Source organism: Leptolyngbya sp. DQ-M1, from assembly GCF_039962505.1.
Classification (GTDB): Bacteria; Cyanobacteriota; Cyanobacteriia; order Leptolyngbyales; family Leptolyngbyaceae; genus Leptolyngbya.
The window spans coordinates 587,754-607,280 of sequence record NZ_JAMPLJ010000003.1 but is presented as its reverse complement, the minus strand read 5'-3'; the positions used below and the strand labels follow the sequence as shown (position 1 = coordinate 607,280).

The window sequence follows — 19,527 nt, the reverse complement described above, 5'->3', positions numbered from 1 at the left end:
CAATGATTTGCTAATTTCTATTACAGAACTTTTACATTAAAGTTTAATCACGTTCCAGTTTTGAACTAATTAACACAACCCACTTAAGGTAGGTAGCTTCATGTCGATGACGATCGCCCCAGACCAGGTAGAGCGGATTGTAGGAAACCAGCACCATGATCCGTTTGAGGTGCTTGGCCCTCATCCAATCGAGCGAGACGGCGAAACGGTCTGGGTGGTCAGAGCTTATCAACCCACTGCCGATGCGGTTTCTGTGATCGTGCCAGAATCCCGCGCTGAATACCCGATGCAACCCTTGCATCATCCTCACTTTTTTGAATGCACGATCGACATACCAGAACTCGCCAACTATCAACTCCGGATTCGACAGGGCGAACACGATCACGTCATCTACGATCCTTACGCCTTTCCGTCTCCCTTCCTCACCGAGTTTGACTTGCACCTGTTCACCGAGGGCAATCACCACCGGATTTACGAAAAACTCGGCGCACATCTCACAACCCAAAACGGGGTTGCAGGCGTTTACTTTGCAATCTGGGCACCCAACGCCCGCAACGTCTCTGTTTTAGGTGATTTTAACCACTGGGACGGACGACAGCACCAAATGCGACGGGGATCAACCGGAGTCTGGGAACTCTTCATTCCCGAACTCGGCATCGGCACTCACTACAAATACGAAATCAAAAACCAAGCGGGTCACATCTACGAAAAATCCGACCCCTACGGATTTCAGCAAGAAGTCCGTCCGAAAACGGCTTCGATCGTCACTGATCTAACCGATTACACCTGGAACGACCAAGACTGGCTCGAAAAGCGCCGTCATACCGATGCTTTAACCCAACCCATCTCGGTTTATGAAGTTCACTTAGGCTCTTGGCTTCATGCTTCTTCTGCCGAACCCGCCCGCTCCGCCGACGGCGAAATTATTCCGCCTGTAATCGTCACCGACCTTAAACCCGGAGCGCGATTCCTCACTTATCGAGAACTTGCAGAGAAACTCATTCCTTACGTCAAAGAACTCGGCTTTACTCACATCGAACTTTTGCCGATCGCAGAACATCCCTTCGACGGCTCATGGGGCTATCAAGTCGTTGGACATTACGCCTGCACTTCCCGCTACGGCACCCCGCAAGATTTCATGTACTTTGTCGATCAGTGTCACCTCAACGGCATCGGTGTGATCGTAGACTGGGTTCCCGGACACTTCCCCAAAGATGGGCATGGACTCGCCTTCTTTGACGGCACTCACCTTTACGAACACGCTGACCCCCGCAAAGGCGAACACAAAGAATGGGGAACGCTGGTCTTCAACTACGGGCGCAACGAAGTGCGGAACTATCTTGTTGCCAATGCGCTCTTCTGGTTCGACAAATATCACATTGATGGAATTCGCGTCGATGCGGTTGCCTCCATGCTCTACCTGGACTACTGCCGCAAAGACGGAGAATGGGTCGCCAACCAATACGGCGGACGAGAAAACATCGAAGCGGCTGAGTTCTTGCGCCAGATGAATCATCTAGTGTTCAGCTACTTTCCAGGAAGTCTGTCGATCGCGGAAGAATCAACGTCCTGGCCCATGGTTTCCTGGCCCACCTATGTGGGCGGCTTAGGCTTCAACCTCAAATGGAACATGGGCTGGATGCACGATATGCTGGACTACTTCCACATGGATCCGTGGTTCCGCCAATTCCACCAAAACAATCTCACCTTCAGCATTTGGTATCATCACAGCGAAAACTTCATGCTGGCGCTGTCGCACGATGAAGTCGTGCATGGCAAGAGCAACATGATCGGCAAAATGCCGGGTGATGAATGGCAAAAACTAGCCAATTTACGCTGCTTGTATGGCTATATGTTTGCCCATCCCGGTAAGAAAACGCTATTTATGAGCATGGAGCTTGGACAGTGGAGCGAGTGGAATGTCTGGGGCGACCTTGATTGGCATCTGCTGCAATTCGAGCCGCATCAGAAACTAAAGCACTTCATGACGGTGCTAAATTCGCTTTACCGATCGGAACCCGCGCTCTATGTTCAAGACTTTTCTGAAGAAGGATTTTCATGGATTGACTGTAGCGACAACCGCCATAGCGTCATCTCTTTCATTCGCCGAGGAAAAGAACCAGGAGAGTTTATTGTAGCGGTGTGTAATTTTACCCCACAGCCTCATAGTCACTACCGCGTGGGTGTTCCAGAGGCGGGCTTCTACACCGAACTGCTCAACAGTGATGCTCGCGAATTTGGCGGCAGCAATATGGGCAATCTCGGCGGCAAATGGACAGACGAATGGGCTTACCACACCCACCCCTACTCGATCGACCTCTGCCTCCCGCCTTTATCCACCCTGATCTTCAAACTCGATCGCAAAAAGACTCCAGCAAAGCAGTGATTAGTCACAGGGATTATTCTGGCGAGTCGGTCGGTTCTCTCCTTCTCGGACTGTACCGAGGAGGTTAGAGACGATCGCGCACCGCTTAGTGCCCCCTCCTGATGGCGTGGAGAAGGTTACGCGACCCAGTTGCCCATCGACTCCTCCCCGGTGATTAAACTGAATTCGATAGATGCTATTGTCTCGCTGAAGTAGTGTTGTATCCGGCGAACCAAGTAGCCTCACCCCATCAGGAAGGTTCTGCCAGGGCTGAACCAACGGATTTGCGTTCGTTGGATAGACCGCCCACTGAGCTTGCTGCCCTTGCTGCCGAAAACCGACTTCATACGGAATGTTCTGCTGCTTTGCGCGAGTTTTCCCCTCGGATAAGGCAGTGACGGCTTGGCTTCGAGCTGCGTTGAGGCGCTGAGTGTTTAACTGGGCTTGCCAAGCAGGAGCCGCGATCGCCGCTAAAATGCCAAAGAGTGCAACCACGACGATGGCTTCTAACAGCGTAAACCCCTGACTGGACTGCCACGGGTTTCGCCGCAAATAAGCTTGAATGATTTTGTGTTGCTTGGTGTGAATTTTGTGTCTAAAGTCGTGCATGACAGAAATGGAGCGTCACATCCATGATGGCTTAATTCCTATCAATTCAGGACTCAAATTTAAGCGCTTTAACACAAAATTCAAGTTCCAAAATTAAGGCGCTGCTGGGCATGCTGCATCTGAATTTTCTGCGGTTGCACCTAGCAACGTTTCGACGGAGACACATCGCCTTGGATTGACTCCGATCGCGGCTCCGATCGTAATCGCGTAAGGCACCGGACTAGCGACAATAGCACCGTAACCATCAAAAATCAGAGTTGCTCTGTTTCGATCAGTCCCTTGATCGCCCCAAAGACGAATGATGCCAGGTTGAATGCTGCCATCACCGAGCGTTTGCCAATTGGTAATTTGATTGATATCAACTGAGTTATTCGCTGCAGCGACGATCGCATATCGAGGTTGACCATTGTTATTGTCAAACACGACTGCGCGATTCACTTTGGTCTGTTGTGCTTGAGACTGGGCAGTCCGAATTGCTTGAGCGACTTGACTCCGAGCCGAACCCACTCGCTGTTGATTGATGAATGCAACCCAGTTTGGAGCCGCGATCGCAAACAATATCCCAATCAAAATCATGGTGATCAGCACTTCCAGTAGGGTGAAGCCGTTTGTCGTAGAGTCAGATTTGAAAAAAGATTGCCTTTGCATAAATTTAACCTGGAGTAAGGCATTACTGCGTTTTGTTGGTGACACCGCGAGTCAAGACACGGGTTTCGAGCGCGATGGGCACTCTGGGGCGATTTGTAGCCCCGATATCCGGTACACCAGGTCTACCCGCCGCATCTCCCTGAATTCGGATGACAACTTCCTGATTGAGATCGCCTTCTCGGTCTCCTCCCCGAACATAGACATAAAAACCGCGTGGAGGATCGGCTGTGGCTGAAGCTCCGTCCCGTGGAGTCAAAACGAGACCTTCTGTTGATCGATTAGGCGCTCGTCCTCTACCAGACGAGTCAGATGGGTTATACAATCCAACCCAGTCTACAAAGTCTGTTAGCGGTAAGGTGTTGGTATTATTGCTTACGGGTCTACTGGTTTGTAGTGGAACTAGGGTCGTCTGCGACAGCGAAGACCGCTCAACGGGCCAAGCGAGAAAACTCGTTTCTTTTCCGTCAGTTCTTCCGCGTGGATTGACCCATCCTGTAACTGGCGCTGGCGACTCTGTTGTGGGAACACTACTCCCCGTAAATTGAGGCAGGTGGTAGCGCACAATTCTGGCGCGACCGCGACTCACACGACCTGTGGTTTCCCGGTTGAGCGAATAGACGACGAGGGTGTACATTCGCTCAGACAGACAGGGGACGTTCTGAATCGCAACAGGAAGCGCAGCCGAACTGGAATAAGCATCGCTATTTCTAGTGCAAACAGCCTTTAGTTCATCGGGCAGTGGATCAACGCGCCAAAATGCCAATACTGGAACATTATTAGTCGTGCCGAAACCACTGGTGCCAACAATAGTTTCGGGTAAGTAACTCCTTAATCCAGGGCAGCGCGTGTTGTTCGGGCTGGCTGGACGATCGAGCAAACAGTCGCCATCATACACAAAGACGGCTTCGCGCACATCACGGGCTATATAGTCGATTGCTGCTTGTAAATCGCGCTGGGTATCGCTTCGAGCCGATTCGCGCAGATTCGTTTCAATGAGCTGCACCACGATATACAAGAGTCCAGCCGAAATGAGTGAACCCACGAGCATCGCAACGAGGAGTTCTAAAAGCGTAAACCCACCTGCTTTGGTACGGAGATGGTGTTTTTGGTATCGCTTCAAAAATGACTTAATCATTTCTTCTCTACAGTAAGGTTGGGCAGGGATTTAGAGCATTGCTGGACGAGAATAAAAGCCTTGCATCTGCCCGAACCTTGATAGGAATCGGGCAGTATTGTCACGTTCTGTAAGAAGAACAAGGTATCCTTGCATTTAGCGATGCCAAACTTAGCAGGCTCCAGTCGTCTGGCTTGCGGCTGGACAGAGCTTGCGGTAAAGCTCTAGATTCTGGCTCTCGCTGCTGCGAACGATCGTCGAGTAGAGGACGGCTAAGGGACGGTTACGCTGATTGCCAAGACCATTTGTGCCGCGCAAAGAAGCAGGCTGCGTCTCACCTCGCTGTGCAGTTAACTCGTCTCTTGCAATCGCCGAGTACACTCGAACACCCATCACAAATCCTGTGAGAACTTGCCCTGTTGTGCCTTCAAATCGATTGCCATTTTGGTCAAATCCTTGGCTACGAAAGGTTTGCAGCAGATAATCGCCAACACAGTCACCATTTGTATCCAATTGAGCGAACGTTCCGATCGCGCTTGGAATGCTACCAACATTGGTACAAGCCCTGGTAGAGATGACTCCAGTTCCAGCAGTATTGGGTGCAGCAGGGAACCGACCTGAAGTAGAGTTACGCACATCTGCTTCGGTTAAATTCGCTACAGAGGGAGGAAGATTGGCAGTTTCGCCGCGCTCGATGATGACCCGGACACGATCGATTTCGCCTTGTGCCAGCTTTAAGGCTTGCTCTGCCCGTTGGACTTGCACTCGTGAGGCGACTGCCCAGAAAATCGGGGGAGTGATGCTGACCATTGTGATGGCGATCACGACGATCGCAATTAAGCTCTCGATCAGCGTTAAACCTGCATCTGATTGCTTAGCGATCGTGCCGTTGTGAATAAGGCGGAGCGCCCCCAGTCTAGAGGGGAGAGGTGTTTGTCGCTTTGTGAATTTGGATACCATCTCAACCTCCTCACTTACTTGGACAGCTTGTATTCAGATTGAGAGCCGATTTTGCTGCATTGCATAGATTGGCAATATACGGATCGCTTGCAGGCGGCTCAACGTAATACTCACTCCGATTCTTACTTGCCGAGACAAAGCGGGCAGCAGCAGGGCTAGCTGGACTAAATTGCAGCCCGACGTCGTAGCCCCAGCTTCGCTTGGGTGCCCTGTAATACGGAATATTCTGTTTGTCCGGATCAGATGCTAAGTTGGCACCCCAGCTAGAAAGCGATGGTTCGATGTTCTCAAGCTCAAACGGAGAGGTTGCATAGTTGGCGTAGCTCAGTTGAATCAAGGAGCCTGAGAAGAACAATTGTTTACTGTCCCAATCTTCTAAGAATCGTGGGAAGTTGTGTAAGCCCCCGTAGCCCTGTTTTGAACGTGAGGGATTGATGCCACTCACAATGATGGAGTTGACTCGGGTTTCAAGCGCATTTAATAGATTCGGTTCTCTCATGCCGTCGGTTGTTCCATAGCTGGCATAGACACTATTCTCACCAACGTCCTGACCGTAGCCGTAGTAAGCTCTTTCGGGAAATAGAACGTTGAAGGCAACAGGCGGAAGCGGTTTTTCGCGCACCCCTGGTGTGTTGGAATCGCCCGCCGTAATGTCTCTAGCACGCACCACTAGCGGTTGCCCAGACCGTGAAATCTTGATCGGGGCAGTGATGTCAACAAAGTGCTGTGTGGTATTGGGGTTGGATGCGTTTATGTCACCACGGCGTTCTGCGATCGCATCATATCGGGAGTTCTCACGCACCCAAGTCCAACCGTCTCGGTTGCCTGCGGTCTTCGCTAGAATTTGCTGAGCAGGGCGATTCTGGTTGTGGAAAGAGGTGTTGATTGCGTCGGCACAACCAGGGTCAAACAAGCCGCTGTTTTCGTGGTAATAGTCGCGCTTCCTATTCGTATCCGTTAAGTTCGTAACAGATACCGGGAAAGAATCTGGGACTGGGTATCTCGCAGTGCCGCCGAGACTGAAGCCGTTCCCGATCACATCCGTGTTGGTATCGCGATTGTAACGAACGAACGTATCCGCGATCGAGCCGTCACAGAAGCCATTAGACAAGATCGTGATGCTGTCTGCCAGAATTTCTGACGGTCGCCAACGATCTCTATTCGGTGCTGCAAAGTTCGGATCAGGCCTGTTGCGGGTGTAGAAATTCGAGTAATCGTCATTCAGAAGTTGAGCTGCAACAGTCCCATCAAACTCCTCTAAACGGTTGCCCGTTGTATCGTCGTCACCGTCCTGATGGTGGTTGAAGTCGCCCTGAATGTATACGGGCTGGTCGGTAAAGAACGACAATCCCTTGATATTGTCGGCAGCATTAATAGCTGTGCCTTCAAGACTGTCATTGCGCTTGAGTTGCATCCCATTGCGGAGTCGGAAGCCGTGCATTCGTCGATCGGGATCGGGGAAGCGATCGACCGATTTTGTCGAAATGCCGTTCTCTCCAGAATTGAGATCGCTTTGAGTGGTTCTGGGGGGCGCAGGATTGACGGGTCTCACTTTTGGATCTTTCGGATTTGCCGGATCTCGCAAATCCATCTCGCAGCCCGTTGTTGTACAAGCGGGTCTAGAAATCGCATCTTCTCGAACGGCATCTTCCCGGAAAGCGTAGACAATCCCGCTTTGAGGTAGCCAGACCGCAGTTTTTGATCCAACTTGCGAACTGCGGAGCATTCCTAAGTCAACGTCCAGTGTCCGCACCAGCATTAACTGTCGTCCATCGAAGAACGCTCGATCGAGGAATGGAACTGCAACACGGGTTAGACTTCCGGTGGGGCTATCTGCTTTGAGAATGATATTGGTTGAGAAGTTTGCTTTCGTTGCAAAACTTCTGGGTGAGCTGTTGGTTGGTAGATCCCAATCCATCATTGTTGTCGGACGAGGGGTGAGTGCGATGCTGCTTACCGAGTAGTCTTCGATCGGAATGACCCTAACCGATTCACCTGTTGGACTTGCGGGATTGCGATCGTCCGGTTTACGGCTGAGATCGTTGTACGCATTGCAAACTGGAGTATTGGTGTTCGGCGGACAAATCGGCAACGTGAATGACACGCTGGGATGACCTGCTCGACCTGTTGCTTTCGTGCTACTGATTCGCTTGAATTCAGCTTGAATCGAAGCCACATAGCTGTCTGCGATGTAAGGCTCAGTCGTGGGTTGTGCATGATCAAAGCCGTCTGTAGACCCTTCACCGTTATAGTCGTGATCAACCTCTGGGAACAGATAGTAAAGAGCAGGGAATTTGGGCAAGACTTGGGTTCCGCTCTCATCTAGTGTTCCGCACAGTTTCGACAAGGCAAATCGATAATAAGCCAGGTCACGTTTCAGTCCGTTGCTGCCTCTGGAAGAAGGGAAGACCGTGTTGTAGTCTCTCGGATCTGTGGGTAGAGAAACAGGAGCTAATCCACTGGCACTTAGCGTCGTTGAGGATCTGGAAAGAACGGGATCTGCCGACATCCCAGTTCTGAGATCAGTGTCACCATCTAGACCACCAGTGAAAACAAATTGATCGGGGTCGCAAGCCGTTGGCATTGTGATTGGATTATTCATCCCCCCTGGAAAGACGGTGTATTGTCCGAATCTGGGTGATGGCTTGAATCCATAGGTGCGATCGCGGCGAATCTGATGATTGAGCATGATTGTCTCTGCCAGTCGCATCTCAGCCACGAACTCTGGATGATCTGGTCTAAGGTTGTCTCCGTTTGTTGCCGTTCCTCTGGTTAACAAATATTGTCTTAGTGCACCGATTAGCGCCTCTGGGGTTACGCCTTGATAATCTTTAGGGTTATACAGGTTTGCTCTGCGGTTTCCCGCCACAGAGTAGTCATAGGTTGCAAGCTGCTCTCTAGGGAGAACTTCTGGGTTGGAGCTTGTCGCACCATCGTTTACTCCATCCATGAGCCTCCAGAGATCGCGTCCCAGTTTTGCCATCAGGCGCTGTCTGTTGTTACCTCTGCTGCCCATGTCTATATCGTTTGGTGCATTTAGTCCATTGATCGCGCTGGGATCGAATTTCTGGATACGATCAATGTTGTAAGCCAACATTCCGAGCGTACAAGATGCCGTTTGAATGTAGGTGCGATCGGCGATGCTGAGCTTAGTGAAATCGTTGTTAGCAGCTTTTAAGTTCGCAAGTGCGCGTTTCAGATTAGAGTAGTCTCCCCACATTGAAAGCGCTGGGTAAGGGTGAATTTCTGCTGCATTTGGCGTAGGAGGAAACGCGCCGCTCTTGAGGACGCTTCCGATCGTTTGGTGATCACCTGCGAAATTCGCCAAGTTTTGTAGCGCTAACCGCAGTGAACCAGTTTCGTTTTGAACTGCGGTTAGGAAGCCGCTGTAATCTCCGCCCGGAGTTGTAAATTCCCATCCATTCGTTCCGACTCCTGTAAAGAAGTTGGTGAGTAGAGAAGTTGCCGTGGTATCTGCGACACCACTATCGTTTGTGCCAAAGAACTCAGACGGACGGAATGTGACTGCCTGCCGCAGTGACCAAACGGTTCCAGGATGTGAAGTGGTTGCAAGACAAGCTACCGGATAATCTAAATCTTCGGCAGAATGATAGACGGCGGTGCTTTGAACTGCTGACAGATTATCACGCAGCGATCGGCGATGCAGATCGACATGAGAAAGCTGTCCGGTTGGAGTGACGGGATACGGCTTGACCGTGACGGGATAGAGCGGGTCTCCCTCGTGTTCGTAAGTATCTTGATCAACCGTAGCGCTGCTGTTTGCTACATAGTTATCCCCGTTTGGATTTCGGGGTGCATACCAGGTGAACAGGTTGCCAAGCTCTAGTCGCTGTCCTACCAACAGTCTCAGCCCTGTCACACGCGCACGTCGCTCCCAGTAGCCATCCAGCCCAACGCCTGAAGCCTCAGCATCATCTGGGGCGACTGTATCGTTGAGCATGACCGTATTGCCTGAATCGATCGGCTGTCCATACTTCCCATCCGGCACAATTTTATTCGGTTCGCTGCCGTACTTGGGCTTAGGTCCCCAGAGGTTATCCGCTCGATACAAGTCGTCTACATAAGGCGCATCCGCTTTCTCAATAACAACCCGCTGCGGCAGACTACCTCTTTTCAGATCCGGCAGATTTTGTTTCGCTGGATTTACGTTCTTAACCCGATTATTGCGATCTTGGTTGCTAATGTTTGCAGCGACCGGAACGTTCGTGTAGCCATTTTCCAGCAGAACGGCTTCTGGATCAGTCGTGATGCGGTACAAGTCTTGTCCAGCTTCGTCTGAGACGTTATCTGTTGTACTGGTGAGCTTGACTTGGCTATTACCATTATCTGGAGTGTTACTGTGAAGGTGAATGGTGCTGCTGTCATTGGTATTTGATTGACCATCTTGCATCGCCCCTGCTACCACAAGTCCGAGCAAATCATCTTTTCCTTCCCGTCGATCGGTCACACTAATTTCAGAAGCCGATGGTGTGAACAAGCAGGAAGACGGAGAACTGATCAGGTACGCGGTGAACTTGTCTTGAGGTTCTGGTGCTCCGTCAGCCTTCAGCCCAGCCCCAATAATCAAGTTACCCTCGGTGTGCATTGCGCCATTCCACCTGAAATCGGCACCCGGATAAATCTCTAAGTCATGGCGGAACCAGGCTCCCCATTTGTTGCCGCGATCGAGTTCGCGATCTTGGGTAAATTCCAGTGTGGCTTTCGTTCCGCCTGCGTTGCCCGGAATAACTAGCGCATCGACTTGGAAATTCTTTCGTAATTTCGAGGTGGTAGTTTTGTCTTCAAACCAGCCTTCAGGCCCCGCATTGCCGCCACCAGAGTTTCTAGCGCAACCTAAAGCCCCATCGACGCTGAGCGGTGCTTGTCTGACCCAGCGATTTCCAGCTTTGACTGCATCGTCTGTTTCTTCCAGCATTTTAGTTGCGATCGATTTTGCTGGAGTACCCGCGCTGCTGTTCGCTAGGTCGGGGAGGGGTGTATTTAAGACGATCGAGTAAACAACCGTGGAATCCTGGGTATCGAGTTTGCCATCACCATTGGTATCTGTACGGAAATACCAGGCGTTATCGACTTTGCCATCTTTGTTGATGTCGATGCGGGTTTCATCAGGAAATGTGTACGCATCAACTTGGTTGCCACTTGCATCTTTGTAGGGCAACTGCGCGAAGGCTTCTCCACCTGGCTTGGTACTGCGCGGCATGGTGTCATTGTTGAGCAGCATAGCTTCGAGCGTCGCTTGTGAAGGGATACCGCTCGGCAAGCGTGTATCTTTAGTGGCATCGAAGAGGAATTCGAGCTTGGAACGGGCGCGATCGATAGCGGGAGTCGCGGCGTTGTAAATCACTCGCTGCTGCGCTTCGCCAATTACTTGCACATTGCGGTTATATGCCCGGAACGTGAGCGCGCCGACCGTCAGCGCTACAACTAAAATCAGCAGAACTGTGGTCGGCAAGATAAAGCCTGATGTAGAAAGCTTGCCTCGACGCTGATAGAGCAAAACGTAGCGCAGAACTCTATTTACAAAAGATTTTGTGATCTTGCGGTAGAGTCTTCCGCCTTTGCGGAAGAAGCCCTGGAATGTAAGTTTGCGATTTGACATAGCTGCTGAATTGGCAGAAACAAAAGTGACGATCGAACAACACTCGATCCGAAGGGGCAATTCGCGATCGCAAATCAACAGGGGCAAAGAAAATTAAATTGACGAAATCTATTGCTAGATATCGTCTGATTTTTCCTTGAGGAAGAGGCAAGATGATGGTCTGAATTTAATCAAAACTTCATCACTGCCGAGTGACTTCTTCTACTGTCTTCATAATTTGCGGCAAGGTCATCCGAGAAGACACGCGCTCTCACGATCGGTAGTAGCTAAAGGATGAGTCCGGTAAGCTACGTAGGATGATGTTGGATATTCGGTGCGTCTCAGAGTGGCGCGGTTTCTTGATCGAGAGAAAGCGCGATGTATGTAGATTACCCATTCGCCAGGGAACGCTATCAGGCACAAGGATTTTAGCAAATGAAGATAGCAAAACTGGGGTGAAGCCGTGGAAAGCTTACCCCAGTTTTATACGCTAGACATCACCGCAAAAACACCTAAGCGATCGGAGAATCAATGCTTGCGGTGCAAAAAGTTAATTGTTGCGAATCTGCCTATGTTATTTGGCAAACGTTCTACAGGCGGCTCAGATCGATCCCTGCTTCTTTAGCGAACACGTCCAGACTCTTGTGTTCTAGCGTTTTGATGGCTTTGGTGGAGAGGCGCAGTTTGATCCAGCGCTTGCCCGTTTCCCACCAAATGCGCTTGACTTGCAGGTTGGCTTCTTGGAGTTTCTTGGTGCGGCGGTGTGAGTGAGACACTGCCATTGCGTTATTGGCTTTTTTGCCCGTGAGTTGACATCGACGTGACATCGCTTGATCTCCGATTAGTTCAGATTAGGATTTATTACAGTCCTCCATTATAGGGAATGGAGGACATTTGGCAAAAGATTGATAGGGAGCTGCTTCGATGAAAGCGTTGGATTGCCCCCAAATCCCCCACGACTGGGGGACTTTGAGAAAAGGAAGCTCTCCAAATTGAAGAAGATTTTTAGATTTAGAGTCTTCTAGTCTGAGAGAGTTAGCCCAACTCGGTGAGGGCACGATCGACTGCGGCAAGGGCGCGATCAATTTCCTCAGGGGTGACGATAAGCGGGGGAACAAAGCGCAGGACTTTTAGACCGGCTGGCACGAGCAGAACGCCTTCTTGAATTGCGATTTTAACCACATCGGCGGCAGTAAAGGCGCTGTCTGCTGTGAGTTCCAGACCGTTGATCAGTCCCCAACCCCGAACCTCTGCAATTCGCGATGGATATTTTTGAGCCAGTTGAGTCAGTCCTGATCGCAGTTGTTCGCCCCGCGCTTGGACGTGAGCAAGCAGATCTTCGCGCTTGATCGTGTGGCAGACCGCAAGCGCAACGGCACAGGCAAACGGGTTGCCGCCAAAGGTGCTGGCGTGATCTCCGGGTGCGAAAACATTGCAACGAGATTTGCAGAGCATTGCACCGATCGGAATTCCACCGCCTAGACCTTTTGCTGAGGTGAAGATGTCGGGTTCGATGCCGAGATTTTCGTAACCCCAGAGTTTGCCACTCCGTCCCATGCCGACCTGCACTTCGTCCAGGATCAGGAGAATGCCTGTTTCGTCGCAAATTTGACGAATCGCTTGGAAATAAGCTCGATCGCCCGGACGCACACCGCCTTCACCCTGTAAGCCTTCCAGCATGATTGCGGCAACTTGGGGTTCCGATTGGTCGAGTTCAGCGATCGCACTTCTCAGGGCTTCCAGGTTGTTGTACGGTACGTAGTGGAAACCAGGAACGAGCGGATTAAAGTTTTGCTGGTATTTCGGCTGTCCGGTTGCGGTGATGGTTGCAAGGGTCCGTCCGTGGAAACTGGCATTTGCCGTGATAATTACGGGATTGGAGATATTTCGGACGGTGTGAGCGTACTTCCGAGCGAGCTTGATCGCAGCTTCGTTGGCTTCGGCTCCAGAGTTACAGAAAAAGGCGCGATCGGCACAAGAATGCTCAACCAGCCATTTCGCCAGTTCGCCTTGGGGTGCGTTGTAGTAAAGATTGGAGACGTGGATCAGGGTTTTGGCTTGCTCGGTGACGGCTTCGATCAGGGCGGGGTGAGCGTGACCGAGGGTACAAGTGGCAATTCCAGCGACAAAATCCAGATATTCGCGTCCTTGGTCATCCCACACGCGGCAACCTGACCCGCGAACCAAAGTCAACGGGAAGCGGGCATAGGTGGTCATGACGTAATCGTCAAATTCTGCGATCGAAAACGGTGCGGGAGTGGGAGATTTTACAAGGGTTTCTGGACTCACTGGTTTTGATCCTCAAATGCAAGTCAAAAGAACATCTTAATGGAAGTTCTTCAAGCGCGGAAACTCGCCTAGATCCAGTATGGTCTTTACAGACGATTCAGGGCAGAAGCATCAAGAAATGATGACACAGCAAATTTTGGCGATCGCAACGAGCGATCAGGGGCAGTTCGCGCAGTTAGTCACCGTACTGATTATTTTGCTGCTGGTGGCAACGATCGTGGCTTTGCTGTCGCGACGGTTGCAGGTTCCGTATGTGACGGGATTGGTGCTGGCGGGTGTGGCGATCGCGGAATTTTTGCCGCGTAAAGTGGGGCTGGATTCGGCGCTGATTATTAATTTGTTTCTGCCAATTTTGCTGTTTGAGGCGGCGATTAATACGGATATTCGGCGGTTGAGAAGTACGCTGATGCCCATTTTGCTGCTGGCGGGGCCTGGTGTGCTGATAGCGGTAGGGGTGACGGCGATCGGCTTGAAGTTTGGGCTGGCGATCGCGTGGATTCCGGCGCTGTTAGGGGGAGTGATTTTGGCGATTACGGATACGGTATCGGTGATTGCTGTGTTTAAAGAAATTGCGGTGCCATCGCGGTTAATCACGATCGTCGAAGGCGAGAGTTTATTTAATGACGGAATTGCGCTCGTTTTATTTAGTTTGATTTTGAAATTTAACGCTACTGGAAATATTACAGTCATTGATGGAATTCGTGAGTTTGTGGTCGTAATTGTCGGTGGGATGGTGATCGGTTTGGTGCTGGGCTACTTGGGTGTAGGACTGTATCGACAATCCGAGGACGATCCGCTGAGTAGCATCTTGTTGACGGTGGCAGTGGCGCTGAGTGCGTTTCAGTTGGGTCAATTTCTTCAAGTGTCGGGCGTGGTAGCGGTTGTGATTGCCGGATTGATGATTGGGAATCTGGAGCGCTCTCAAAGTGTGTCGGCATCGAGTCGGATTACGGTGCTGAGCTTTTGGGAGTATGCCGGGTTTGGGGTGAATACGTTTATCTTTTTGCTGATTGGATTGGAGCTTCGGCTCGATGCGTTGGGTCGCGCTCTACCTGCTGTGTTGCTGGCGGTGTTGGCGTATCAAATCGGTCGATTGCTGGCGGTGTATCCGCTGTTGGCGCTGGTGAAAGTGTTCGATCGACCTGTGCCACTCAAGTGGCAGCACGTGTTGTTTCTGGGAAATATTAAGGGTTCTCTGTCGATGGCGCTGGTCTTGAGTTTGCCAGAGGAGATTGTGGGCAGAGAGTCGCTGATTGTGATTGTGTTTGGAGCCGTTTTGTTGTCGCTCGTGGGTCAAGCAGTCGGACTACCCCTCGCCGTGCAGCGATTAAGGCTGTCGCACACGTCCGAAGTGCAGCAATGGATTGAAGGCTTGCAGTCGCAGTTAATGACCGCAAAGGCAGCACAAGATGAGTTGGATACTTTGCTGAAGAGTGGAGTGCTGCCGAAATCGGTGTATGAAGAATTGAGATCGAGCTATCAAATCCGGATCGCTGCCGCAGAGCGATCGCTGCGAAATTTTTATAATCGGCGATCAGAAAAGGCAACGGAAATTGCGATTCGCGATTCGCGCTTTGATGCGGTGCGGCGGCGATTGTTGTTGGCGGAGAAAAACGCGCTGAACGATGCCCTCAGAAAGCGGATTTTGTCTGAGGAAGTAGTGCGCCCGCGCTTGAAAACGATCGACGAGCAGCTATTAAAAGTTGAGGACGATTAACGAACTTCGCTAAGTGCAGGTTGAATTGAACTAGCGCGAACTTGCTCGATCGCCCACAGAATCGTTTCGGGAGTCGCAGGAGAGGGGATCGGCACAGAATCGACTTGCCCAAATGCCGCGATCGCCGATCGAATCGCTTCACGCACCGACAGCGCCAACATAAACGGGGGTTCTCCGATCGCTTTACTGCCGTAGATTACGCCTGTTTGGGCTGCACGTTGTAATAAGTGAACATTGAAGGCTTCGGGCACTTCGCAGATCGTTGGAATTTTGTAGGTACTGGGCGCATCGGTGCGGAGCCGTCCTTGAGCATCCCAGACCAGCTCTTCCATGGTCAGCCAGCCCATGCCTTGAACAAAACCGCCCTCGATCTGACCGCGATCGACCAAGGGATTGAGCGATTCTCCCACGTCATGCACGATATCCACCTGACGCAGTTTGAACATTCCCGTAAAGCCATCGACTTCGACCTCGCTGACTGCTGCCCCGTAAGCGTAGTAGTAGAAGGGTCTACCTTTTCCGGTCGCGCTATCCCAAGTCAGATTTGGGGTGCGATAGTATCCAGTGGCTGAGAGCGAAACGCGATAGCCGTAAGCCTGGTTGACTACTTCGTCGAATGAGATGCGGGTGCTGGGATAGCTAGGGCAGTAAATCCAATCGTCCTCGAATACTAATTCACTGGGCGTATCGAGTTTGAGTAACTGCGCGGCAACAGTCGCAAGCCGATCTTTGAGGGTTTCGCAAGCAATTCTGATGGCTTGACCATTGAGATCAGCCCCACTGGAAGCGGCAGTCGCGGAAGTGTTGGGGACTTTATCGGTGCTGGTGTGCATCATACGGAAACGATCGACGTTCACACCCAGAGTCGTTGCCGCGACTTGCAGCATTTTCGTATGTAAGCCCTGCCCCATCTCGGTTCCACCGTGATTCAGTTGAATGCTGCCATCGGTGTAAATGTGAACGAGTGCGCCTGCTTGGTTGTATTGGGTTTTGTTGAAAGAAATTCCGAATTTAACTGGAGTAATCGCAAGTCCGCGCTTTTTGTAGCGATTGGATTGATTGAATTGAGCGATCGCGAATTTTCGCTCTCCAAAATTGGACTTCTCTTGAACTTCGCTCCACACGCGATCGAGGCGGTTATCCACAATTTCTTGACCGTAGTGTGTGGTATTGGTTTCGCCGGAACCGTGATAAAAGTTGCGCTCTCTCACGATTTCAGGTGCGAGATTGAGGGTACGGGCGATGCGATCGACAATATCCTCAATCACAACCATGCCTTGAGGCCCGCCAAAGCCCCGGTAGGCAGTGTTTGAGACTTTGTTGGTGTTGGCGATCGAGCCTCGCACTTCTAGATTTGGGATGTAGTAAGCGTTATCGACGTGCAGCATTGCCCGTAGCAACACAGGCGGCGACAAGTCTAAGCTCCAGCCGCCATCAGCATAGAGATCCACATCGAGCGCTGTGATTCTTCCAGTCTCCGTGAAGCCAACCTGATAGGTTCCGAGAAAACCGTGGCGCTTTCCGGTGAGGGTCATATCGTGCGATCGCTTGAGCTTCACCCGCACCGGACGACCTGTTTTATGAGCGGCAATCGCAGCGATCGCGGCGTAGGGATTTGCTTGAGATTCTTTGCCGCCGAATCCGCCGCCCATGCGAATACAGGTGACGGTGACTCGATTTGAAGGCAGATTTAACACATGACCGATAATGATTTGGGTTTCGGTGGGGTGTTGGGTTGATGAATAGACCTGATAATTCCCTTCACCATCTGGAATGACCCAACTTGCTTGGGTTTCAAGGTAAAAGTGATCTTGACCATTCATTGAAACTTCGCCGCTCAGCGTGAAGGCAGAAGTGGCAAGGGCGCTTTGCGGCTCGCCGCGTTTAATCGTGGGAAGTTTTGAATGAAAGCTGTCTTTTGCGATCGCATCTTTGATGCTCAAAATTGGCTCGATCGGTTCGTAGTCGATCTTAATTTTCGCTGCTGCTTCTCGCGCTGCATCTTCGGTTTCTCCAACTGTCCAGACAACAGCTTGACCCCAATAGCTAATCTCATCCGTCGGTAACAAAATTTCATCGTGAACAATCACGCCTGTATTATTCAAACCCGGAACATCTGCCGCAGTCACGACTGTGACAAAGCCTTCGACTTCGGATGCGGCAGCATGATCAATCCTGAGAATCTTCGCTTTGGCGTGAGGAGCCATCACCGGATAAACCGAGAGCATTCCAGTGGGTAAGCGTTGCTCATCGGTGTAGATGGCTTTTCCGGTGACGTGGAGGGCTGCGCTTTCGTGGGATTTATGCTGACCGACGCTCATGATTGATCCTCCGTTTCTACAAAGAATTTTTCAAACAAATTTGCAACCAGCAGCTTTCGATAATCTGCACTGCCGCGTAAGTCAGTTAATGGAGTAAAGATCTCTTTTAATAAAGGTTTGACTTGTTGAATGGTTTCGATCGTCCAAGGTTGACCGACTAGCGCGTTTTCAACTGCGATCGCTCTCACTGGAGTGGCTGCAACTCCGCCATATCCCAATCGAGCATGAACAATTTTGTAATCAGAATCGAGATCGATCGTGAAAGCAGCCGCGACAATGCTAATGTCATCAGTTCCACGCTTACCAATTTTGTAAGAGTGATTCAAACGCTTAACAGCAGTTTCAGAAATTGTTTTTGGAATCGTAACTGAAGCAATAATTTCGCCCGATTTTAGGTCAGTCTGACGATAGCCTTTGAAGAATTCCATTAATGGTAACGATCTCACCCCGGTTAAACTCGCGATTGCGATTTCTGCATCAAGCGACAACAAAACCGGAGGTAAATCCCCAATCGGTGAAGCAGTTCCAATATTGCCGCCGATCGTCGCTCGATTTCTCACCTGTCGCGCTGCGAACAAATGCAGCATTTCATCGAGGCTGGGAAACATCCCGTGTAGATTGGTTTCGACTTGATAAAGTGGGACGGCTGCACCAATGGTGACACGATCGTTGGTTTGCTCAATTTGCTGAAGTTCCGTCACCCCTTCCAGCGAAATCAAAATCGGAAAAGTTTGACGATGATGGCTCATTTCTAAGCCTAAATCCGTTGCTCCCGCCACTAACGTTGCATCTGGATATTGCTGCAATAACTCTAAAGCTTCGGACAACTGCGTTGGACGATAAAACTGCTGTTCCTGATTGCTGTATGTAATCGGGCTGAGATCTAAGTCCGCTTGCTTCAACCGCTCAGAGAACTGATCTGAAGGTTGAGCATTCGTGACTTGCTGCGCTGCCCGTCGAATCGGTAGATAACCTGTACAGCGGCACAAATTCCCTTCGACTGAAAGATCATCAACATTGCCCGCATAATACGCAGCAAACATACTCATGATGAAACCAGGCGTACAGTAACCGCATTGAGAACCACCCGTTTCAACCATTGCCGCTTGCACCGGATGCAATTTTCCGTTCGCGATGCCTTCGATCGTGACGACTTCTCGACCTGCGATCGCCCCCATCGGAATCAAACAGCTATTCACCGCTTGATACGTGGGATCTCCCGCAGCATCGCGACCGACGATCGCGACTGTACAAGCGCCACAATCCCCATCGCCGCAGCCTTCTTTCGTTCCGGTGCGGCGAGTTTGGTGGAGATATTGCAGCAGGGTCATCGAAGGCGACACATTTTTTAGACAAAGGCGATCGCCATTGAGAGTGAGAAACAATCGATGCTCTAACGCCTGATTCATCATGAAAAGGTACTCAATTAATCAAACAGCGGCAGTTCTCGCCTTGTACGCTGCCCAGCCGCCATAAGTATTAGAAATGTCGGGCAGATTGTACTCATCGATCAGTGCCTTGGGATACAGGAAAGCGGTCACAACTTCGCCGTTATCCAAATACACATCGGTCGGATACATATTGGGTGGCTCATTTGAAGCAAGGTAATCGAACTGGGCTTGCGTCATCTCGTACACTTCCCCAGGAATCGAAATTCCGCCCGATTCCACTTCATGAATCGCAGGGTGCCAATCCTCTCCCGCAACGTGCAAGCGGTAGCGCGGTTGCGTTGCAGCAGTCCGAATAAATTCTGCACCTTGTAAATTCTGATGATCAGGCTGTCCCCGGAGGGCAGAGCCACAAATAAAGACACGACGATTTCCGGGGGTCACATTGCTCGTCACGATACCAACTCTCCTTTTGTCATGGTATGGAACTTTCAAAAGAACGGTTTCACCGTACTGC

General features: G+C 50.9%; 12 protein-coding genes. 2 read left to right on the top strand and 10 right to left on the bottom strand.

The genetic code is table 11. The features are described 5' to 3' along the window. Positions 1-100: 100 nt before the first annotated feature. The gene (gene glgB / locus NC981_RS12585; RefSeq protein WP_348243097.1) at positions 101-2,386 is read left to right on the top strand and encodes a 1,4-alpha-glucan branching enzyme; all 2,286 of its coding nucleotides are present in this window, start codon (positions 101-103) and stop codon (positions 2,384-2,386) included. Here glgB and NC981_RS12580 read toward each other — a convergent pair whose 3' ends face one another. From NC981_RS12580 to NC981_RS12550, 7 genes are all read right to left on the bottom strand, one after another. Then, positions 2,387-2,974, bottom strand: coding sequence for a prepilin-type N-terminal cleavage/methylation domain-containing protein (locus NC981_RS12580; RefSeq protein ID WP_348243096.1), 588 nt, complete (start codon positions 2,972-2,974; stop codon positions 2,387-2,389). A 93-nt stretch (positions 2,975-3,067) separates the two neighbouring features. Next, positions 3,068-3,622 carry a prepilin-type N-terminal cleavage/methylation domain-containing protein gene (locus tag NC981_RS12575; RefSeq protein ID WP_348243095.1) on the bottom strand — a complete coding sequence of 185 codons (555 nt, stop codon included), beginning with the start codon at positions 3,620-3,622 and terminating at the stop codon, positions 3,068-3,070. A 22-nt stretch (positions 3,623-3,644) separates the two neighbouring features. Beyond that, a complete protein-coding gene (locus NC981_RS12570; RefSeq protein ID WP_348243094.1) occupies positions 3,645-4,757 on the bottom strand; it encodes a prepilin-type N-terminal cleavage/methylation domain-containing protein in 1,113 nt (370 codons plus the stop codon). 150 nt (positions 4,758-4,907) lie between these two features. Continuing rightward, on the bottom strand, positions 4,908-5,696 hold the full coding sequence (locus NC981_RS12565; protein WP_348243093.1) for a type II secretion system protein: 789 nt from the start codon (positions 5,694-5,696) through the stop codon (positions 4,908-4,910). Positions 5,697-5,706: 10 nt separating this feature from the next. Further along, complete coding sequence (gene hpsA, locus NC981_RS12560; protein WP_348243092.1) at positions 5,707-11,316, bottom strand: hormogonium polysaccharide biosynthesis protein HpsA; 5,610 nt, start codon at positions 11,314-11,316, stop codon at positions 5,707-5,709. Between the two features lie 569 nt (positions 11,317-11,885). Then, on the bottom strand, positions 11,886-12,122 hold the full coding sequence (gene rpmB / locus NC981_RS12555; protein ID WP_190379002.1) for a 50S ribosomal protein L28: 237 nt from the start codon (positions 12,120-12,122) through the stop codon (positions 11,886-11,888). Between the two features lie 208 nt (positions 12,123-12,330). Then, entirely contained in the window at positions 12,331-13,584 is a 1,254-nt protein-coding gene (locus NC981_RS12550) for an aspartate aminotransferase family protein (RefSeq protein ID WP_348243091.1), read from the bottom strand. 121 nt (positions 13,585-13,705) lie between these two features. Here NC981_RS12550 and NC981_RS12545 point away from each other — a divergent pair, with 121 nt between their 5' ends. Then, positions 13,706-15,301, top strand: coding sequence for a sodium:proton antiporter (locus NC981_RS12545; protein ID WP_348243243.1), 1,596 nt, complete (start codon positions 13,706-13,708; stop codon positions 15,299-15,301). On the opposite strand, the gene xdhB is transcribed toward NC981_RS12545, so the two are convergent. From xdhB to NC981_RS12530, 3 genes are read right to left on the bottom strand one after another with little or no spacing between them, the layout of a single operon-like run. Further along, a complete protein-coding gene (xdhB, locus tag NC981_RS12540; protein ID WP_348243090.1) occupies positions 15,298-17,622 on the bottom strand; it encodes a xanthine dehydrogenase molybdopterin binding subunit in 2,325 nt (774 codons plus the stop codon). The two genes, NC981_RS12545 and xdhB, sit on opposite strands and share 4 nt — an antisense overlap. Then, positions 17,619-19,034 carry a xanthine dehydrogenase small subunit gene (gene xdhA / locus NC981_RS12535; protein WP_348243089.1) on the bottom strand — a complete coding sequence of 472 codons (1,416 nt, stop codon included), beginning with the start codon at positions 19,032-19,034 and terminating at the stop codon, positions 17,619-17,621. The genes xdhB and xdhA overlap by 4 nt, the downstream gene beginning before the upstream one ends. An 18-nt stretch (positions 19,035-19,052) precedes the next feature. Beyond that, the gene (locus tag NC981_RS12530) at positions 19,053-19,466 is read right to left on the bottom strand and encodes a gamma-glutamylcyclotransferase family protein (protein WP_348243088.1); all 414 of its coding nucleotides are present in this window, start codon (positions 19,464-19,466) and stop codon (positions 19,053-19,055) included. Positions 19,467-19,527: the final 61 nt, after the last annotated feature.